Source organism: Xenorhabdus sp. SGI246, assembly GCF_040838225.1.
Taxonomy (GTDB): domain Bacteria; phylum Pseudomonadota; class Gammaproteobacteria; order Enterobacterales; family Enterobacteriaceae; genus Xenorhabdus; species Xenorhabdus indica.
Genome location: NZ_JBFPEZ010000020.1, coordinates 1 through 16,906, shown reverse-complemented (window position 1 = coordinate 16,906; position 16,906 = coordinate 1). Strand labels below are relative to the sequence as shown.

At 42.8% G+C, this 16,906-nt stretch carries 14 protein-coding genes and 1 pseudogene; 8 read left to right on the top strand and 7 right to left on the bottom strand.

The features are described 5' to 3' along the window. Positions 1-83 precede the first annotated feature (83 nt). From ABLA85_RS05295 to ABLA85_RS05280, 4 genes are all read left to right on the top strand, one after another. Positions 84-1,262 (top strand): YbfB/YjiJ family MFS transporter, encoded by a 1,179-nt coding sequence (locus tag ABLA85_RS05295; protein WP_367962008.1) that lies wholly within the window; start codon positions 84-86, stop codon positions 1,260-1,262. A 175-nt stretch (positions 1,263-1,437) separates the two neighbouring features. Then, positions 1,438-2,106: a GTP cyclohydrolase I FolE gene (gene folE / locus ABLA85_RS05290; RefSeq protein WP_047682933.1), complete on the top strand. Its 669-nt coding sequence runs from the start codon at positions 1,438-1,440 to the stop codon at positions 2,104-2,106. Between the two features lie 15 nt (positions 2,107-2,121). Beyond that, positions 2,122-2,628 (top strand): hypothetical protein, encoded by a 507-nt coding sequence (locus tag ABLA85_RS05285; protein WP_367962006.1) that lies wholly within the window; start codon positions 2,122-2,124, stop codon positions 2,626-2,628. Between the two features lie 57 nt (positions 2,629-2,685). After that, entirely contained in the window at positions 2,686-3,285 is a 600-nt protein-coding gene (locus ABLA85_RS05280; RefSeq protein ID WP_367962005.1) for a DUF418 domain-containing protein, read from the top strand. A gap of 34 nt (positions 3,286-3,319) precedes the next feature. Here ABLA85_RS05280 and sanA read toward each other — a convergent pair whose 3' ends face one another. The 6 genes from sanA to metG form a co-directional block, all read right to left on the bottom strand. Next, a complete protein-coding gene (sanA, locus tag ABLA85_RS05275; protein WP_367962004.1) occupies positions 3,320-4,042 on the bottom strand; it encodes an outer membrane permeability protein SanA in 723 nt (240 codons plus the stop codon). A 204-nt stretch (positions 4,043-4,246) separates the two neighbouring features. After that, positions 4,247-5,944, bottom strand: a complete 1,698-nt coding sequence (locus tag ABLA85_RS05270; protein WP_367962002.1) for an NAD-dependent malic enzyme — start codon at positions 5,942-5,944, stop codon at positions 4,247-4,249. 215 nt (positions 5,945-6,159) lie between these two features. Then, entirely contained in the window at positions 6,160-7,044 is an 885-nt protein-coding gene (gene cdd, locus ABLA85_RS05265; protein WP_367962000.1) for a cytidine deaminase, read from the bottom strand. 162 nt (positions 7,045-7,206) lie between these two features. After that, positions 7,207-7,902, bottom strand: a complete 696-nt coding sequence (locus ABLA85_RS05260; protein ID WP_367961998.1) for a CidB/LrgB family autolysis modulator — start codon at positions 7,900-7,902, stop codon at positions 7,207-7,209. A 2-nt stretch (positions 7,903-7,904) separates the two neighbouring features. Continuing rightward, on the bottom strand, positions 7,905-8,330 hold the full coding sequence (locus tag ABLA85_RS05255) for a CidA/LrgA family protein (protein ID WP_367961996.1): 426 nt from the start codon (positions 8,328-8,330) through the stop codon (positions 7,905-7,907). A 182-nt stretch (positions 8,331-8,512) separates the two neighbouring features. Beyond that, a complete protein-coding gene (gene metG / locus ABLA85_RS05250) occupies positions 8,513-10,540 on the bottom strand; it encodes a methionine--tRNA ligase (protein WP_367961994.1) in 2,028 nt (675 codons plus the stop codon). Positions 10,541-10,720: 180 nt separating this feature from the next. Between metG and apbC the strand changes: the two genes are divergently transcribed. The 4 genes from apbC to asmA all read left to right on the top strand — a co-directional run bounded on the left by apbC (position 10,721) and on the right by asmA (position 15,627). Then, the gene (apbC, locus tag ABLA85_RS05245) at positions 10,721-11,833 is read left to right on the top strand and encodes an iron-sulfur cluster carrier protein ApbC (protein WP_367961992.1); all 1,113 of its coding nucleotides are present in this window, start codon (positions 10,721-10,723) and stop codon (positions 11,831-11,833) included. Positions 11,834-12,423: 590 nt separating this feature from the next. Next, a complete protein-coding gene (gene udk, locus ABLA85_RS05240; RefSeq protein WP_367961990.1) occupies positions 12,424-13,065 on the top strand; it encodes a uridine kinase in 642 nt (213 codons plus the stop codon). A gap of 48 nt (positions 13,066-13,113) precedes the next feature. Further along, a complete protein-coding gene (gene dcd, locus ABLA85_RS05235) occupies positions 13,114-13,695 on the top strand; it encodes a dCTP deaminase (protein ID WP_047682917.1) in 582 nt (193 codons plus the stop codon). A 78-nt stretch (positions 13,696-13,773) separates the two neighbouring features. Continuing rightward, a complete protein-coding gene (gene asmA, locus ABLA85_RS05230; RefSeq protein WP_367961988.1) occupies positions 13,774-15,627 on the top strand; it encodes an outer membrane assembly protein AsmA in 1,854 nt (617 codons plus the stop codon). Between the two features lie 148 nt (positions 15,628-15,775). On the opposite strand, the pseudogene ABLA85_RS05225 reads toward asmA, so the two are convergent. Continuing rightward, positions 15,776-16,906, bottom strand: a pseudogene (locus ABLA85_RS05225) (hypothetical protein); the annotation flags it as partial.

Here is a 16,906-nt window from a genome sequence, read left to right as displayed (position 1 = left end):
GAAAAGATGTATATTATATTCATGATTTGCTATAACTAAATAATGGCAATTAAAACAATTAATTAAATAAATATTTAATCACTATGAGAAATCAAATCATCGCACCAAACAGCCGTAACTATCAAGCTATTCAGATTGCATTGAGTGGTTTTCTTGCTTTAGTTGTTGCAATGGGAATAGGACGCTTTACTTTTACTCCACAAGTTCCGTTGATGATCGCAGAATCGCAATTCACTCTGACAGAAGCCGGAATTGTTGCTGCGTTTAATTACCTTGGCTATTTTGCTGGCTCTTATGATGCAATGCGGGCACGGCAGTTTATAGAGTATCGTCTGTGGGGCGGGTTGTGGGGAGCGGTCATTATTACACTTCTGTCAGCCTTGCTGGATGGCCCAGTATTACACAGTATTGCCCGCTTTTTTATTGGTTGGGCGAGTGGCTGGACATTGGTATTAGTGGCAGCATGGGCGAATGATGCACTGGCAAAACTGAATCGTCCGGGGCTAAGTGCGGCTGTCTTTGCAGGTACTGGAATAGGAATTTTGATCAGTGGCACACTAGCGGTGGGGATTCAGTCGTGGGGAATGAATGCTGCTCAGGCATGGTTTATTTATGGCATTCTGGCCTTGTTGTGTAGTATTTATGCTAGTTGTCATTTACCGCGTCGTGGCGAATTATATCGCCCACAGACAGTTACCCAAAAACTGGCGCTGACTCCAGAAATTAAACGGTTGCTATGGAGTTACAGTCTGGCGGGATTTGGCTATATTCTGCCTGCCACATTCCTTTCTCAAATGGCATCTGAACGTTTTCCTGGCAGCCTATTTGCACAATTTGTCTGGCCGATATTTGGGGGCGCTTCTGTCATTGGTATTGTATTGGGGATTCTGTTAAGTCATGTATCGACAGCTCAGGTTCGTTTAGCGATCACAATCTGGCTTCAGGCACTCGGAATATTGATAGCCGAGGTAATGCCGGGGATCAGCGGCCTTGCCATTGGGGCATTGTTGATTGGCGGTGGTTTTATGTGTGTGGTGCAACTGGCTTTGTTGTATGGGCGTGAATTAGCGCCTAATCATACTCATTATATGGCGGGATTATTGACCACAGGTTATGCTGTGGGGCAATTGGTCGGGCCGATGTTATCTGCTATTTCAACATGGCTGACTGGTAAACTGGAACCTGCTTTATATATCGCATTTATTGGCTTGGTTATTGCTGGATTGTTGGTATTTAATCGCAACAGAATTTATCGGGAATAATCCTGATTTGGTGCATTAATGCAGTGACGGTATAGTTATGAACCTAACCCAATGGATTTCAATATGCGCTGATAAAAATCCGATTTGAAAGACGATGGGCGACGGGTATAGCTATTCAATACTCGGTATAGCTATAACCCATCATATAATGGAAGTATTACTCTTGGAGAAATCAATGTCATCTTTAAGTACAGAAGCCGCGCTGGTGCATTCGGCACTGGTCGCTCATGGTCTTGAAACCCCATTGCGTGAACAAACTTTAGAGCCCGAAGTGCGTAAGGCACGCATTGAGGAACATATGACAGAAATTATGAAACTGTTAAACCTGGATTTGAGTGATGACAGTTTGGCTGATACGCCGGGTCGGATTGCGAAAATGTATGTAGATGAAATATTTTCGGGTTTGGACTATAGAAATTTTCCGAAAATCACTTTGATACAAAATAAAATGAAAGTTGATGAGATGGTGACGGTGAGAGATATCACACTGACCAGTACTTGTGAACACCATTTTGTAACTATTGATGGAAAGGCCACTGTAGCTTATATTCCTAAGGATAAAGTTATTGGGTTGTCAAAAATTAACCGTATAGTGCAATTTTTTGCGCAACGCCCCCAGGTGCAGGAACGTTTGACACAGCAAATTTTAATTGCGCTACAAACTTTGCTTGGGACAAATAATGTTGCCATCTCTATTGATGCTGTTCATTACTGTGTGAAAGCCCGTGGTATTCGCGATGCAACCAGTACTACAACAACGACTTCTCTTGGCGGTTTATTTAAGTCCAGTCAGAATACACGGCAGGAATTTTTGCGAGCCGTTCGCCACTTACACTTATCGTGATCCGTCTTTATTATCATGACAAGTCGTCAGTTAAATAGTGGAGTAACGAGCCATAGGATTGTGGCTCTTGATAGTGTGCGTGGTTTCGCCATTTTGGGCATTGTATTACTGAATATCTCTAGTTTTGCATTGCCATATGCTGCTTATATGAATCTCTTTTATAAAGAGGATGTCTCATTTTCTGATGTATTAACATGGTCCGCCTTGAGTACTTTTGCTCAGGGAAAATTTTTATTTATTTTAACACTACTGTTTGGTGCGTCACTTGAGTTATTGAGGCAACGAGAGCATAACTGGAATCTCTATAGGCTGTTGATCCTGGCTGTTATTGGTTTATTGCACGGGATTTTACTGTGGGACGGCGATATCTTGCTGTCATATGGATTGGCCGGCATTTTTGCGTTGCATTTGATCAATACTCGCCACAATCTGTTTGGCCAGGGGGTTGTATTTTACCTGTTCGGTTTGATGATGTTTTATCTGTTGGGATTATTCCCAGTGGAAGAAAATAGTACTTTCTAGCGTCCATTAGAACAGGATATTTTTCATGAAGTTTACTGGAAAACCTATGGTGGGTTCTTGGCGATAGAGCATCGTATACGTCAGGTCAGTGGGGCAATGATAGTGACCGCGGTACAGTATGGCTGGCAAATGGTTGGGACAATGCTTTGTGGGGCAATGTTAGTACGTAATGGATGGTTGAAAGGAGCATACAGTCGTTACCATTATCGGCGGATGGCGTTGTGGCTGTTTGTCGTTGGTCTGGTGATCCACTCTGTTGCTCTGTTAGTTCAGTATTTATACCCATACAATTATTTTACCGCCTTGACTGTGCGTCATACCATTGCTGAATTAGCGACACCATTCTTGGCGTTGGCTTATGTGGCACTGATTTATGGATTCTGGCCGGTTATTTCCCGTTGTCGAGTTATTTTCTGGTTCCAGCAGGTTGGCAGAATGCCGTTAACCTGTTATTTAATGCAAACTTTGATTTGTACCGTACTTTTTTATCATTGGGCGCTATTTAATCAGTTCACCCGTTTGGAATTGTTAATATTTGTTCCTTTTGTCTGGGGGGGTAATATCGGGTTCGCCTGTTGGTGGTTGAAATATCATCAAAAAGGGCCTATTGAAACACTTTGGCAAGGCCTGTCTGGAAAATTGGTAGAAAGATTTTAAACCGTGCAGAGCCTATTGTTTGAAAAATAGGCTCTTATTTATTGGGCTGTTTTTTCTCCAGTTCCTGTAACTCTTTTGGTGATACGGCAGGGTAGCCTTCAATTCCGCTAGGAGCGACCTGCTGGATAGGAATTGGTGTCAGAGGGCCCAGAAAACGTGGCTCACGCTTCAAAATATAAAGGTCAGCTAAAGCGCCGAGGCGAGCGAACACTTCCCGCATACGTATAGTCATCATATTTTTGGGGGAAGACACCGCATAACATTGTGCTTCTATTCCCATGTGCATTGCAATGAACAGGGCGCGTTCACAATGGAAACGCTGGGTGATGATAGTGAAGTCATTGGTATCAAACACTTTTCTGGTTCTGACAATCGAATCTAATGTGCGAAAGCCAGCAAAATCCATCACAATTTTTGAAGCCGGGATCCCTGCTTTGATCAGGTCTTTTCGCATCGTATTTGGTTCATTATAACTATGTTGGGCATTATCTCCGCTCAGCAGCAGGTATTTTACTTTCCCGCTATTATAAGCGTTAACAGCACCTTGAATTCGATAGAAATAATATTGGTTATACGCACCAGTTTTATAATATTTGGACGTACCCAATACCATACCAACTTGCTGTTCAGGTAACTGTCTAAGATCGTCAAAAACATAGGGAGCGGTTTTCCAACTGATCCAGCGATCAAGCATAATGGCTGATAGCATAAAAACAGCTATTATGAAAATCAGACTGGTAATCAGGCGCTTCCACATTATTTTTTGCCTTTTACATAATTATAAACAAGTGATCAAAGGCTACTTTACTTGATATACCGAAGCAAGTATTGGATGAACATACCGAATAGTATGCTCTTTATTATTAGTATGTTTATTGGATGATGGAGGTTGGCAGTACTTATACTAAAGACTTTTACTAAAAGGCCTGTCAATGTTATTGGCAGGCCAGTGGGCAATATATTAGAATGATGTGCGTTTATAGACGCGGTATTCTGGTTTCCAGAAGTTACGTTCAATAGCTTCTTCAAGTGCATCTTCAGAAGTAACCGTTGCTACTCCCTGAATCTGGGCTTTTTTCGCGACTTCTTTAGCGATCTTACGGGAAACGCTCTGAATATCATCAATCAATGGCAATAACGGGCCAGACCCCGTATGTGCCAGTGGTGAACAATCTGCTAATGCGCGGCTGGCAGCCATCAGCATATCATCTGTCACGCGTTTAGCCCCGGCAGCAATAACACCTAACCCGATACCAGGGAAGATATAAGAGTTATTACATTGTGCAATTGGGAATTCTTGACCTTCATATTGTACTGGTGAGAATGGACTGCCAGTTGCGACCAATGCTTTACCTTCTGTCCAGCTAATAATATCTTCAGGACGGGCTTCAACGCGTGATGTCGGGTTGGACAGCGGCATTACAATTGGACGTTCACAATGTTTATGCATTTCACGGATAATTTCTTCCGTGAACAGACCAGACTGGCCAGAAACACCAATCAAAACAGTAGGTTTGGCATTGCGTACAACATCCATTAGCGACAGGCTATCATTGTCAACATCCCAGGATTGCAGTGTGCTACTTTTCTGAACCAGTACACTTTGAAAATCCAGCAGATTGGGTTGTTTATCAGTGAGCAGTCCAAAGCGATCAACCATGAATACACGAGCACGGGCCTGTTCATCACTTAAACCTTCCGATTTCATTTGGGCGATAATTTGCTCAGCAATCCCACAACCAGCGGAGCCCGCACCGAGGAAGGTAACAGTTTGGTCTTTCAATTGACGGCCTGCGGCATGGCTGGCGGCAATCAGGCTACCGAGAGCAACAGCGGCTGTACCTTGAATATCGTCATTAAAGCAGCAAAGATCATTGCGGTAGCGAGTCAATAATGGCATCGCATTTTGTTGAGCAAAATCTTCAAATTGCAGCAGTACATTCGGCCAGCGGCGTTTTACAGCCTGAATGAATTCATCTACGAAGTCATCGTATTCTTTGCCTGTAATACGAGGATGACGCCAGCCCATGTACAGGGGATCGTTCAAGCGTTGCGGGTTATTGGTCCCCACATCCAACACGACAGGCAGGGTGTAGGCAGGGCTGATCCCGCCACAGGAGGTATATAAAGATAATTTACCGATAGGGATCCCCATCCCCCCAATCCCCTGATCACCAAGACCCAGGATACGTTCACCATCGGTGACAACGATGACTTTAACATTCTGTTTAGTCGCGTTTTGCAGCATGTCATCAATATAAGCCCGGTTCGGGTAAGAGATGAACAAACCACGGGCACGGCGGTAAATGTCAGAGAAATGTTCACACGCTTCACCGACAGTTGGCGTGTAAATAATAGGCATCATCTCGCTGAGATGGGCGTCAAGGAGCCGGTAGAAAAGAGTTTCGTTGGTGTCCTGAATATTTCTCAGATAAATATGTTTATCCGCGTCATTTTTGAAATCGCGATATTGACGATAAGCACGTTCGGCCTGCTCTTCAATTGTTTCAACGGCTTGAGGTAATAAGCCATGCAGATTGAAATTGCTGCGTTCTTCTTCCGTAAAGGCGCTGCCTTTATTCAGCAGGGGAAATTCCAACAGGATGGGGCCAGCGTAGGGAATATAGAGAGGGCGTTTACTTTCGTGTTCCAGTTCCATGATGCTTACTCTTTGGACTAATCAATAACAAAATCGGCAAATCAGCTATAGATCCTAAGAAGATAAAAAAAATAAGTACAGTAAATGTTACTTAAATATGTCTATCATGAGCAAAAATGAGAGATAACATACAGAATTAGCTAATTAAATGTTATTTAATTTCTCACTTTTGCCCAAAATTCTTCCAGAATGACCATTTTTTCGCAATGAAACTGTCAGAATCTATAGCACTCTGTTTGCTTACAGCCGAGGGAAACTAAGGTGGATTCAGTTGCATTCCATTGTGATAATTGATTGTTTTGTCCTTCTACTAATATCGCCCGTTTGATGGTTCGGCAATCACTGCCTGACAAGTTCATCAAGATCAGCGCTGCCTGCAAAGGGGGTAAGCTCGGATTAAATGCCGCATTTTCTGCATAGCGACCGGTATAAATACGATTTTGCTCATCCATCAAAGCAATACCTGAGTGGGATTGGCTATAAGGTGAATGGCTCTGATTCGCAGCATCCAGTGCAGCCAGCACGAGTTCGTCATTGGTATCCAACTGATAGCCATGATGAATGCTATCCAGTAACAAGGGAGTATCTCCTAAATCGCGTGGGCCGAATGCTTCTGGCAGATAGTCAGCCAGCGTTAACCGTGGGCGATCAGGTAAACAGATTTCCAATTTTGTTCCACTGTTTAATTCATTCATAAATTGGCGGCAATGGCCACAAGGAGAACAATTAACAGTGACGGATAGCAGTTTTTTCTCACCACGTAACCAGGCATGAGTAATGGCTGATTGTTCGGCATGGACAGTTTGCTGTAACGGAACGCCCACAAATTCCATATTGGCACCAAAATAGAAGTTTCCGCTTTCTCCTTGTGCAATGGCACCGACATGAAAGTGTGATATGGGAGCAATGGAGCAGGCCGCAGCGAGTGGTAACAGGGCAAGTGCTAGTGCATGATCATCAAAGCCGCAGCTCTGCTTAATCGACTCCACCTGCTCTGCTGTCAGCATAGCCGGAAAATCATCATTACCAATGTAGGGCAATAGGGCCTTTTGCAATTTAGGTGTGATTTCTGACCAGATAGCGTGAAAACGAGCTTGCATAGAATAATCTCCAAATTAATCAAAGGTTATTCTAGGATGATCAGTTAGGTTTGTAATGTGATGTATGCCATATAATTAATGAAATTTATGTAACAAAAATATTATTTTAACAACTTGCGTCAAATTTTTTACCATTTGAACAATTTATTCACTTTTTGGTAACTAGCCAAAAAGATGCAGTAACACAGGAAATAAGAAAGGGGCAATTAATGAAGTAATAACGCCGCAAGTCATTAGTGCCAGCGAACTATATGCACCCTCGACATAATCTATTTCAGCACATCGTGCAGTTCCTAGGGCATGAGAAGCTGTACCCATCGCCAGTCCTCTGGAAGCCTGGGTTTTAATTTTCAAGAAATTAAACAGGTTATGACCAAAAATCGCACCTAATATACCGACAGCAATGACGCAGGCGGCACTGATGGCTGGAATACCTCCAATAGAATGAGCGACTGCCATGGCGATAGGGGTTGTCACTGACTTTGGTAATACAGAAGCCGCAATTTCAGGGGTAGCGCCTGCCCATAAAGCAATAGCTGTCCCTGTGACCATTGCAGTAACACTGCCGATAAAGCAGATACTGATAATAGATTTCCATTGGGCACGGATTTGATGGAGCTGTTCATACAGCGGAAAGGCTAGAGCAACAACAGCAGGTTGTAACAAATCATTCAATACCCGGCTACCGGCGAAATAGTGTTCATAAGAGGTATGAGTCAGCAGCAGCAGGGGAATAATGACTGCCATTGATACCAATAAGGGGTTGAAAACAGGAAATCTGAATCGGACAGATAGTTTTTTGGCTACATAAAAGACAGCCAGGGTTAATGGCAGTGACCACCAGATGTGGGTTAGCATTTTTATTTTCCCTCCTGTTCTGATAATTGTTTTTTGTGATTAGTACTGATAATGGTGCGTTCGCGATGAACATAATGAGAGCTGTAAGCCACGGTAATCATGACGATGACGGTACTGATGATACAGGAAAGGGCAATCGGGAGTATCTGCTGGCTCAGTTGTGGATAATATTCCATGATGCCAACTCCGATGGGTAAAAAGAGCAATGTCATATTTTTCATCAATAAGCTACAGCCCGGTTTTACCCAATGAGCGGGAATAATCTGAAGCGACAGCAAACAAAACAGAAGAAGCAAGCCAATAATACTACCGGGGAGAGAGAAGGGGAGATGTGCTGAAATGAGATTCCCTACAATGAGGCATAAGTAGAGCAGCACAAATGCACGCAGATATTGCCAACCTGCCATCAGTACGTTTTGAAAAGACATAACGTATAATTCCTCAATGCAAAGAGGGTTATCATACGATTAATACTGTTAATGTGCTATAGGTCACATTAAAAAGCGGGTTCAAAAAACCCGCTTTACTATTTTCAGGTCGTTATCTTTTCAGAGCATCAGTTTTTCAAAACATCAGTCTTTCAAAACATCAGTCTCAGAGTATCAGGTGTCTATTTGACCTGCATACCAGGTTGAGCACCGCTGTCCGGGCTTAACAGGAAAATTTCTTTTCCTCCAGGGCCTGCTGCCATCACCATGCCTTCTGAAAGACCAAAACGCATTTTACGTGGCGCAAGATTAGCTACCATGACGGTCAGGCGGTTTTCTAATGTTTTTGGATCTGGATAAGCAGCACGGATGCCGGAGAAGACTTGACGAGTTTCACCACCAAGATCAAGGATCAATTTCAGCAGCTTATCCGAGCCTTCAACAAAATCAGCCTGCTTAATCAACGCAATACGTAGATCAACTTTGGCAAAATCATCAAATGTAATGGTGTCCTGAATTGGATCATCTGCCAGAGGACCTGTCTGGGTTTTTTGTGGCTCAATGCTCTCTTTAGAGTCGTCTACCATTGCTTCAACTTTAGCCATATCGATACGGTTAAATAGTGCCTTAAATGGCAAAACATCATGATTCAGCAAAGGTTGCAGGATACCATCCCAAGTCAGTTCGGTATTCAGGAAAGTCTCTGCACGGGTAGCGAGACCCGGAAGAATAGGTTTCAGGTAAGTCATCAGCACGCGGAACAGGTTGATGCCCATTGAGCAGATAGCTTGAAGATCTGCATCCCGGCCTTCTTCTTTCGCCACAATCCACGGTGCTTGTTCATCAACATAACGGTTAGCGAGATCGGCCAATGCCATGATTTCACGGACAGCCTTACCAAATTCACGATTAGTGAAATCTTCTGCAATTCCCTGTGCGGCATCAACAAATTTCTGGTACAGCGCAGGGTCAGCAAGCCGATCTGCCAGTTTGCCAGCAAAACGCTTATTGATGAAACCCGCATTACGTGAAGCCAGATTAACAACTTTATTGACGATGTCACTGTTTACGCGCTGAACGAAGTCTTCCAGATTCAGGTCGATATCATCAATACGTGAAGAGAGTTTCGCTGCGTAGTAATAACGTAAGCAGTCTGCATCCAGATGCTTCAGATAAGTCTCTGCTTTGATGAAAGTTCCACGAGACTTAGACATTTTAGTACCGTTGACAGTAATGTAACCGTGAACAAACACATTGGTTGGTTTGCGGTAATTGCTGCCTTCTAACATAGCTGGCCAGAACAGGCTATGGAAATAGACGATATCTTTACCAATAAAGTGGTAAAGATCTGTTTTAGAATCTTTCGCCCAGAATTCGTCGAAATTCAGGTCACTACGTTTGTCACACAAGTTCTGGAATGAACCCATATAGCCGATTGGTGCATCCAGCCAGACGTAAAAATATTTACCCGGTTCATCAGGAACCCCAAAACCGAAATAAGGCGCATCGCGGGTGATATCCCATTGCTGCAGACCTGCTTCAAACCACTCCTGCATTTTGTTTGCTACCTGCTCTTGCAAGGTGCCAGAGCGGGTCCATTGTTGAAGCATATCGCTGAATGCTGGCAGGTCGAAGAAGAAATGCTCTGTGCTACGCATTTCTGGTGTTGCACCGGATACAACTGAACGAGGGTTGATCAACTCTGTTGGAGAATAGGTCGTTCCACACACTTCGCAGTTATCGCCGTACTGATCTTCTGCCTTACATTTCGGACAAGAGCCTTTGACGAAACGATCAGGCAGGAACATGCTTTTTTCTGGATCGAACAGTTGAGAAATGGTTCGATTCTTGATGTAACCATTTTTTTTCAGTTTCAGATAAATTTCTGATGCAAGCGCTTTGTTTTCTTCACTGTGCGTAGAATGGTAGTTATCGTAACTGATAGCAAAACCAGCAAAATCCTGTTGATGCTCCAAGTGTACTTTGTCGATCATCTCTTCTGGCGAAATCCCTGCCTGCTGAGCTTTCAGCATGATTGGTGTACCGTGAGCATCGTCAGCACAGACAAAGTGCACCTCTTTGCCGCGCATTCGATGATAACGAACCCAAATATCAGCCTGGATGTGTTCTAAGATGTGACCGAGATGAATTGGACCGTTAGCATAGGGTAACGCACAGGTCACCAGTAATTTTTTCGCGACTTGAGACATAGTTAGGATCTGACTTCCGTAAATTGAAAAGGGTTTTTGATGTTACCTGATAAGAAGCATTGTCGCTAGGGTAATGCGAGAACTTCATCACTTTTGTTTTGTACTTATCGCAAGCTATCTGCTTCTGCTATGATGGACGAACAGTTTTAGGTTGAAAAAGATAAATCAAAAGGAGCCGGGATGAACTCACGATCCCCCGAGCAGACCAATCCTGACCTGCTGAGAGAAAGCGTTGCGAAAATATTGGTAGCGTTCAAACATCCGACATTAGAACAAGATTTAGTGACCCTGAAAGCATTGCATCGTTGCACTGTTCTGGATGGGATATTACATATTGAATTAATGATGCCTTTCGTTTGGAAACGAGCTTTTGAAACACTGAAGGAAGAAACAACTCATCTCTTACAAGTGGCTACAGGTGTAAAAGGTGTTGAATGGCGGCTTTCCCATGATATCTGTACCTTACGCCGAGCTAACAACTTACCGGGTGTTAATGGCGTACGTAACATTCTGGCAATCAGTTCAGGAAAAGGGGGGGTGGGTAAATCCAGCACGGCAGTGAATCTGGCACTGGCTTTAGCTCAAGAAGGAGCAAGAGTAGGTATTCTGGATGCAGATATCTACGGCCCATCGGTTCCTAATATGCTTGGGACAGCCAAAGAGCGACCGACTTCTCCTGATGGTCAGCACATGGCCCCCATTATGGTACATGGTATGGCGACAAATTCCATTGGTTATCTTGTCACTGATGATAACGCAATGGTATGGCGTGGTCCGATGGCCAGTAAGGCCCTTATGCAGATGCTACAAGATACATTGTGGCCGGATCTGGACTATCTGGTAATCGATATGCCTCCGGGAACTGGGGATATCCAGTTAACATTATCCCAGAACATTCCCGTAACTGGTGCATTGGTTGTCACAACACCGCAGGATATTGCCTTGATTGATGCTATGAAAGGCATTGTCATGTTCCAAAAAGTCAACGTACCCGTGTTAGGTATTATTGAGAACATGAGCACACATATCTGTAGTCACTGTGGTCAACATGAGCCGATTTTTGGCGAGGGAGGCGCAGAAAGACTGGCGGAAAAATACAAATGCCAATTATTGGGTAAGATCCCTCTGCATATTTCACTGCGTGAAGATCTTGATCGCGGAGAGCCTACGGTTATCAGCCAACCTGATAGCGAATTTGCGGAGATTTATCGTGAAATTGCCGCTAACATTTCAGCCCAGATATACTGGCGAGGAGATAAAATCCCGACGGAAATTTCTTTTCGTGAAGTTTGATTTAAGTGAACATTTGGTTTAAGTGCTCAAGAGAGCAAAGTAATACATTGCTTGAGAACATCTTCTGAGTGGATCACACAGCCCTGTTAATAAACTGATAAAAGAATATAATGGCTTTATTGAGAGATTTAATAGACTAGATTAATAAGTATTCCATTGATATTGCCGTCATTGAATTTTGGTTTATGGTACAGGGATAATGCAATATCAAAAAAGTAGAACAATGGCTCTATTGTTACAGGGCCATCGGTTACAGAGCAATTGTTCTACACTTGGCAGTTTCTATTTTATCTACTATACCTATCATCTGAAATTCAACAGAATATCTTCAAGGAATTATTTCGGGCACAATCTTGAGACGGGTCTTGGAAATCGTTTTGGTACTGGTTTTTGAACATTATTTTTGAGTCATTTTTTCATTTGCAGACCTGTGGTTGCGGAATTTTTATGCGAAGCGTATCGAAAAAAGCGAGACTTATCTTGTTTGCGCTGGCATAGAAGCTACTAACTCCCTATAATCCGCCAAACATAGCGTGACAGAATGCTATTTTCCCACTTTATTTTTTCTTTTTAACCAGGTTATTTCTAGTATGGCTGATGAAGCACATAAGTGTACAATCGTAGGTATTTCAGGTGCCTCCGCTTCGGGCAAAAGCCTTATTGCCAGCACACTTTATAGAGAATTACGCGTTCAGGTTGGTGATCACAATATCGGAGTTATTCCAGAAGATTGTTATTATAAAGACCAAACTAATACCCCACTGGAAGAACGCTATAAAGTCAATTATGACCACCCAAGTTCAATGGATCACAATTTACTATTCGAACATATTCAGGCACTGAAAGCCGGGAAGTCCGTTGAATTGCCCCAATATGACTACGTTGCTCATACCCGCAAACCAGAATCCATTCATTTTGAACCGAAGCGAGTTATTATCCTTGAAGGTATCCTATTATTAACGGATAAGCGTTTGCGCCAGGAACTGGATTTTTCTATTTTTGTTGATACACCGTTGGATATCTGTCTGATGCGTCGCATCAAGCGCGATGTGAATGAGCGTGGGCGTTCACTAGATTCTGTAATGGAACAGTATAAAAAAACAGTTCGTCCGATGTTCCTGCAATTCATCGAACCATCAAAACAATATGCTGACATTATTGTTCCTCGTGGTGGTAAAAACCGTGTGGCTATCGACATATTAAAAGCTAAGATTGGCCAATTTTGCGAATAACCTGATGTTCAGGAATTCATAAGTATCATCGTATTTTGAGAGGAAGTAATGCGACTCTGTGACCGTGACATTATTAAATGGCTTGATGAAGGTAAACTGGAAATTACCCCACGTCCTCCTGTTGAACGTATTAATGGGGCAACTGCTGATGTTCGCCTTGGGAATCAGTTTCGCGTTTTTCGTGGTCATACTGCTGCTTATATTGACCTGAGTGGTCCTAAGGCTGAAGTCAATGCGGCACTTGATCGTGTCATGAGCGATGAAATTAGTTTGCCGGATGGGGAGGCTTTTTTTCTGCATCCTGGCGAACTGGCACTGGCAGTGACACTGGAATCTGTCACATTGCCTGCTAATCTTGTTGGTTGGTTGGATGGTCGCTCATCTCTGGCTCGTCTTGGTTTGATGGTTCATGTCACTGCTCACCGGATTGATCCAGGCTGGCGTGGTCAAATTGTTCTGGAATTCTATAATTCAGGAAAATTACCGTTAGCCTTGCGTCCGGGCATGGTCATTGGAGCGTTGAGTTTTGAGCCGCTTTCAGGCGTTGCTGACCGTCCTTATAACCGACGTCAGGATGCTAAATATAAAAATCAGAAAGGAGCCGTGGGGAGCCGAATCAGCGAAGACTAATCTTTCCTGGTGAAAATTTCTGGTAAAGTAGTCATTTGGTGAAAATAGTCATCTTGTGGACATGAGACTGGGGAAGTCATGAAAAGATTGTTGACGACACTCGTTATTTTATTAGTAGTAGTTGTTACGGGGTTAACAGCATTAGTTGTGTTGATTAATCCAAACGATTTTCGTGGTTACATAGTCAAACAAGTACAAAAAAAGAGTGGCTATCAGCTTGTGTTACAGGATGATCTACGTTGGCATGCCTGGCCAAAATTGAGTATTTTGACCGGGCAAGTATCACTGACTGCTCCCAATGCGAAAATGCCTGCTGTTATGGCAGAAAATATGCGTCTGGATGTTGAGTTACTGCCGTTGTTATCTCATCAACTTTCTGTCAAAGAAGTGATGCTTAAAGGAGCTGTTTTGCGGTTTACTCCGGATAGTCAGCCACCAAAAAAACCAGAAACCCCCATTGCGCCTGAAGGTGATTTTCATTATCCCATAGCGAACGATGCTCACAGTTGGAAACTGGACATCGATAAGATCAAAATAGAGAATAGCTTGTTGATTTGGCAAACCGATACCCATTCGCAGTTAAATATGCGGGATATTGATTTGCTGATGAAACGCCAGGATCAGAGCCACGTTAATGTTGAACTCAATGGCAAGATCAATAAAAATCAGCAAGAATTTGCCTTTGAAGTTAATGCTTCTTTTGGTATTTCTGATTATCCACATAATTTAACTGGCGATATCAGTTCATTTAAATATCAGCTACAAGGTGTTGGTCTCCCGCCAGAAGGCATAGCAGGAACGGGTAGTGCGGCTGTAAAATATGGTGCTTTTTCCTCATCTGTTTCGTTGCAGAAAATAGCACTGACAATGAATGGCAGCGAATTGACAGGTAATGTTGCAATTAACCTGAAAGATAAACCACACTATTCCATCAATCTGTCTTCGCCAAAATTAGATTTAGATAATTTGTTAGGATGGGATAAATTATCACAGCATAGTTTACAGGCAAAACTTGATTATCGGGCTGAAAATAATTCGGCAAAACCTGTCATTGCAAAATCTGTTTCTCCTTTATCAAACTATGATCTCAGTTTTCTGAAAGAACTTAATGCTCATCTGTTATTCATGGCGAATAAATTTATTTATCAAGGCATGGATATTGATAATTTTGTCTTTAAAGCCGTCAATGATGAGGGAATAACAGAGATTTCGAAATTGAGTGGTAACGTATTTGGTGGTCGTTTTGCACTGCCTGCCACAATTAATGCAACAGTTAATCCAGCTAAATTACATGCGAAACCTCTGCTGCGAGATATTGACTTACAACCACTACTGAAAGCTTTGGCTCTGCCATCGGTGTTTAGTGGACAACTTACGCTGGATGGAGATCTTTTGGGGGATGGCTACGATGAATATGCAGTCACCCATTACTGGCGGGGAGATCTAAATATTGGCCTGAGAAATGCGCGTTTGGACGGGTTGAATATTCCTTTGCTTATTCAACAATCTTTTTCGAGAATGACTGATTTGGTTCAACAGCCGACGAATATTCAAAACTTTACTGATGCACAAAATCTATCAGTAAAAGCTCAACTGAATAAAGGTAAGATTAAAATTAATAACCTTTCTGCAGTATCTGGTATTTCGAGCATTGAAGGGCAGGGTGAGGCAAATTTACTGAAACAGAATGTCGATGTTGCATTGTCGGTTCAGTTAACCAGTGGGTGGGGGCAAGAAAACGAATTAGTTAGTCGTTTAGAAAAACTAAAAGTACCACTGCGGGTTTATGGTAATTGGGATAATCTGCAATATACCTTGAATGTAGAACCAATATTGCGTGATGAATTACAGCAAAAAGTCAAACAATCCATCAAAAACTGGCTTGAGAATAACGATAATAGTGAAGTAAGAAACAGGCCGCTGAATAACTAGTTGAATTTATGATAATTGATAAAATAAGCAGGTGAACGTTAAAACGTTCACCTGCTTGTGACAAAATTGATAGTGGGTTGATAGTGGTGTTACACCACTATCAACTTATAGCTCAAATAACAGATGGTTTTTTCATTTCCTGTTTCTGTTAATATCCCATAACCTCATAATAGAATTGTGGAGTCCAGCCTAATTGTGGAGTAGTGACCGATATAGTTAAGGTATCTTGCGATATTCCCACTCCATCCGGATTATTGCGCTGTATTTTAACATCAGCCGGATAGCTAGGGCTTTGGCTATCGAAATTATCTCCGACAATACTGGCATGACATGAAATGATGCCATTTGACAAGCTGATTGGTAATTGTACTTTGTAGTAATTGGTGTAATACGTTATTCCACCGAAAACTGATATATTAACTTCTTGAATTGAGCCACTGGCTACGGCAATCCCGTTTATCTGGATGATATCGCCAAGTCTGATGACAGTGGCGTCTTGTCCGATTAAACGAGATTCAATATTTAATCCAACCAGATTAGCTAAACCAAGATTTCTTACAAAAGCATTTTTGTCCGGAATATCAGCCCCATTCTCATTTTTTGCCAGCCGACTATTGGCGTTCGTGTTTACTTTCCCTATACGAGAATCTACTTCGTTTTTGCCATAGGCGCCAACATCGGATGCAGTAAGTGTAATGTCTGTTAACAGTGCCTTACTATTCACTGTACGAGTTAATGGAACTTTGCCGTTTACATTATTATTGGCATCATTTGCTAACTTCCTGACTGTATGAATTTGTTGATCGATTTCTCCTCTAGCATAGGTATCTATATCAGATGCAGTAAGTGTAATGTCTGTTAGCAGCGCTTTATTATTCACTGTACGAGTCATTGGCACTTTGCTATCAGCATTGTTATTGGCAGAGTTTACTAGCTCATGAATATTATCAATAAGCTGGCCGGTTTCTTCTTTGGTATAGGCATCGACATCAGCCGCCACCAGTTTAATGTCATTCACTAACTCTTTATTGTTAATCCTGCGGGTTAACGGCACCTTGTTGTCTGCCACTTTCAGAGCCTGCTGGGCTTCCTGCATAGCCTTTCGGGCTTCCTGCATAATCGGGGCACCGCCGTCTTTGATCCGCGTATCGGTTTCGGTCTTGGTATAGGCGCCAACATCGGCTGCCACCAGGGTGATGTCATTGTCCAGCGCTTTGTCGTTGACACGGCGGGTTAACGGCACTTTGCTGTCCGCGGCTTTCAGGGCCTGTTGCGCTTC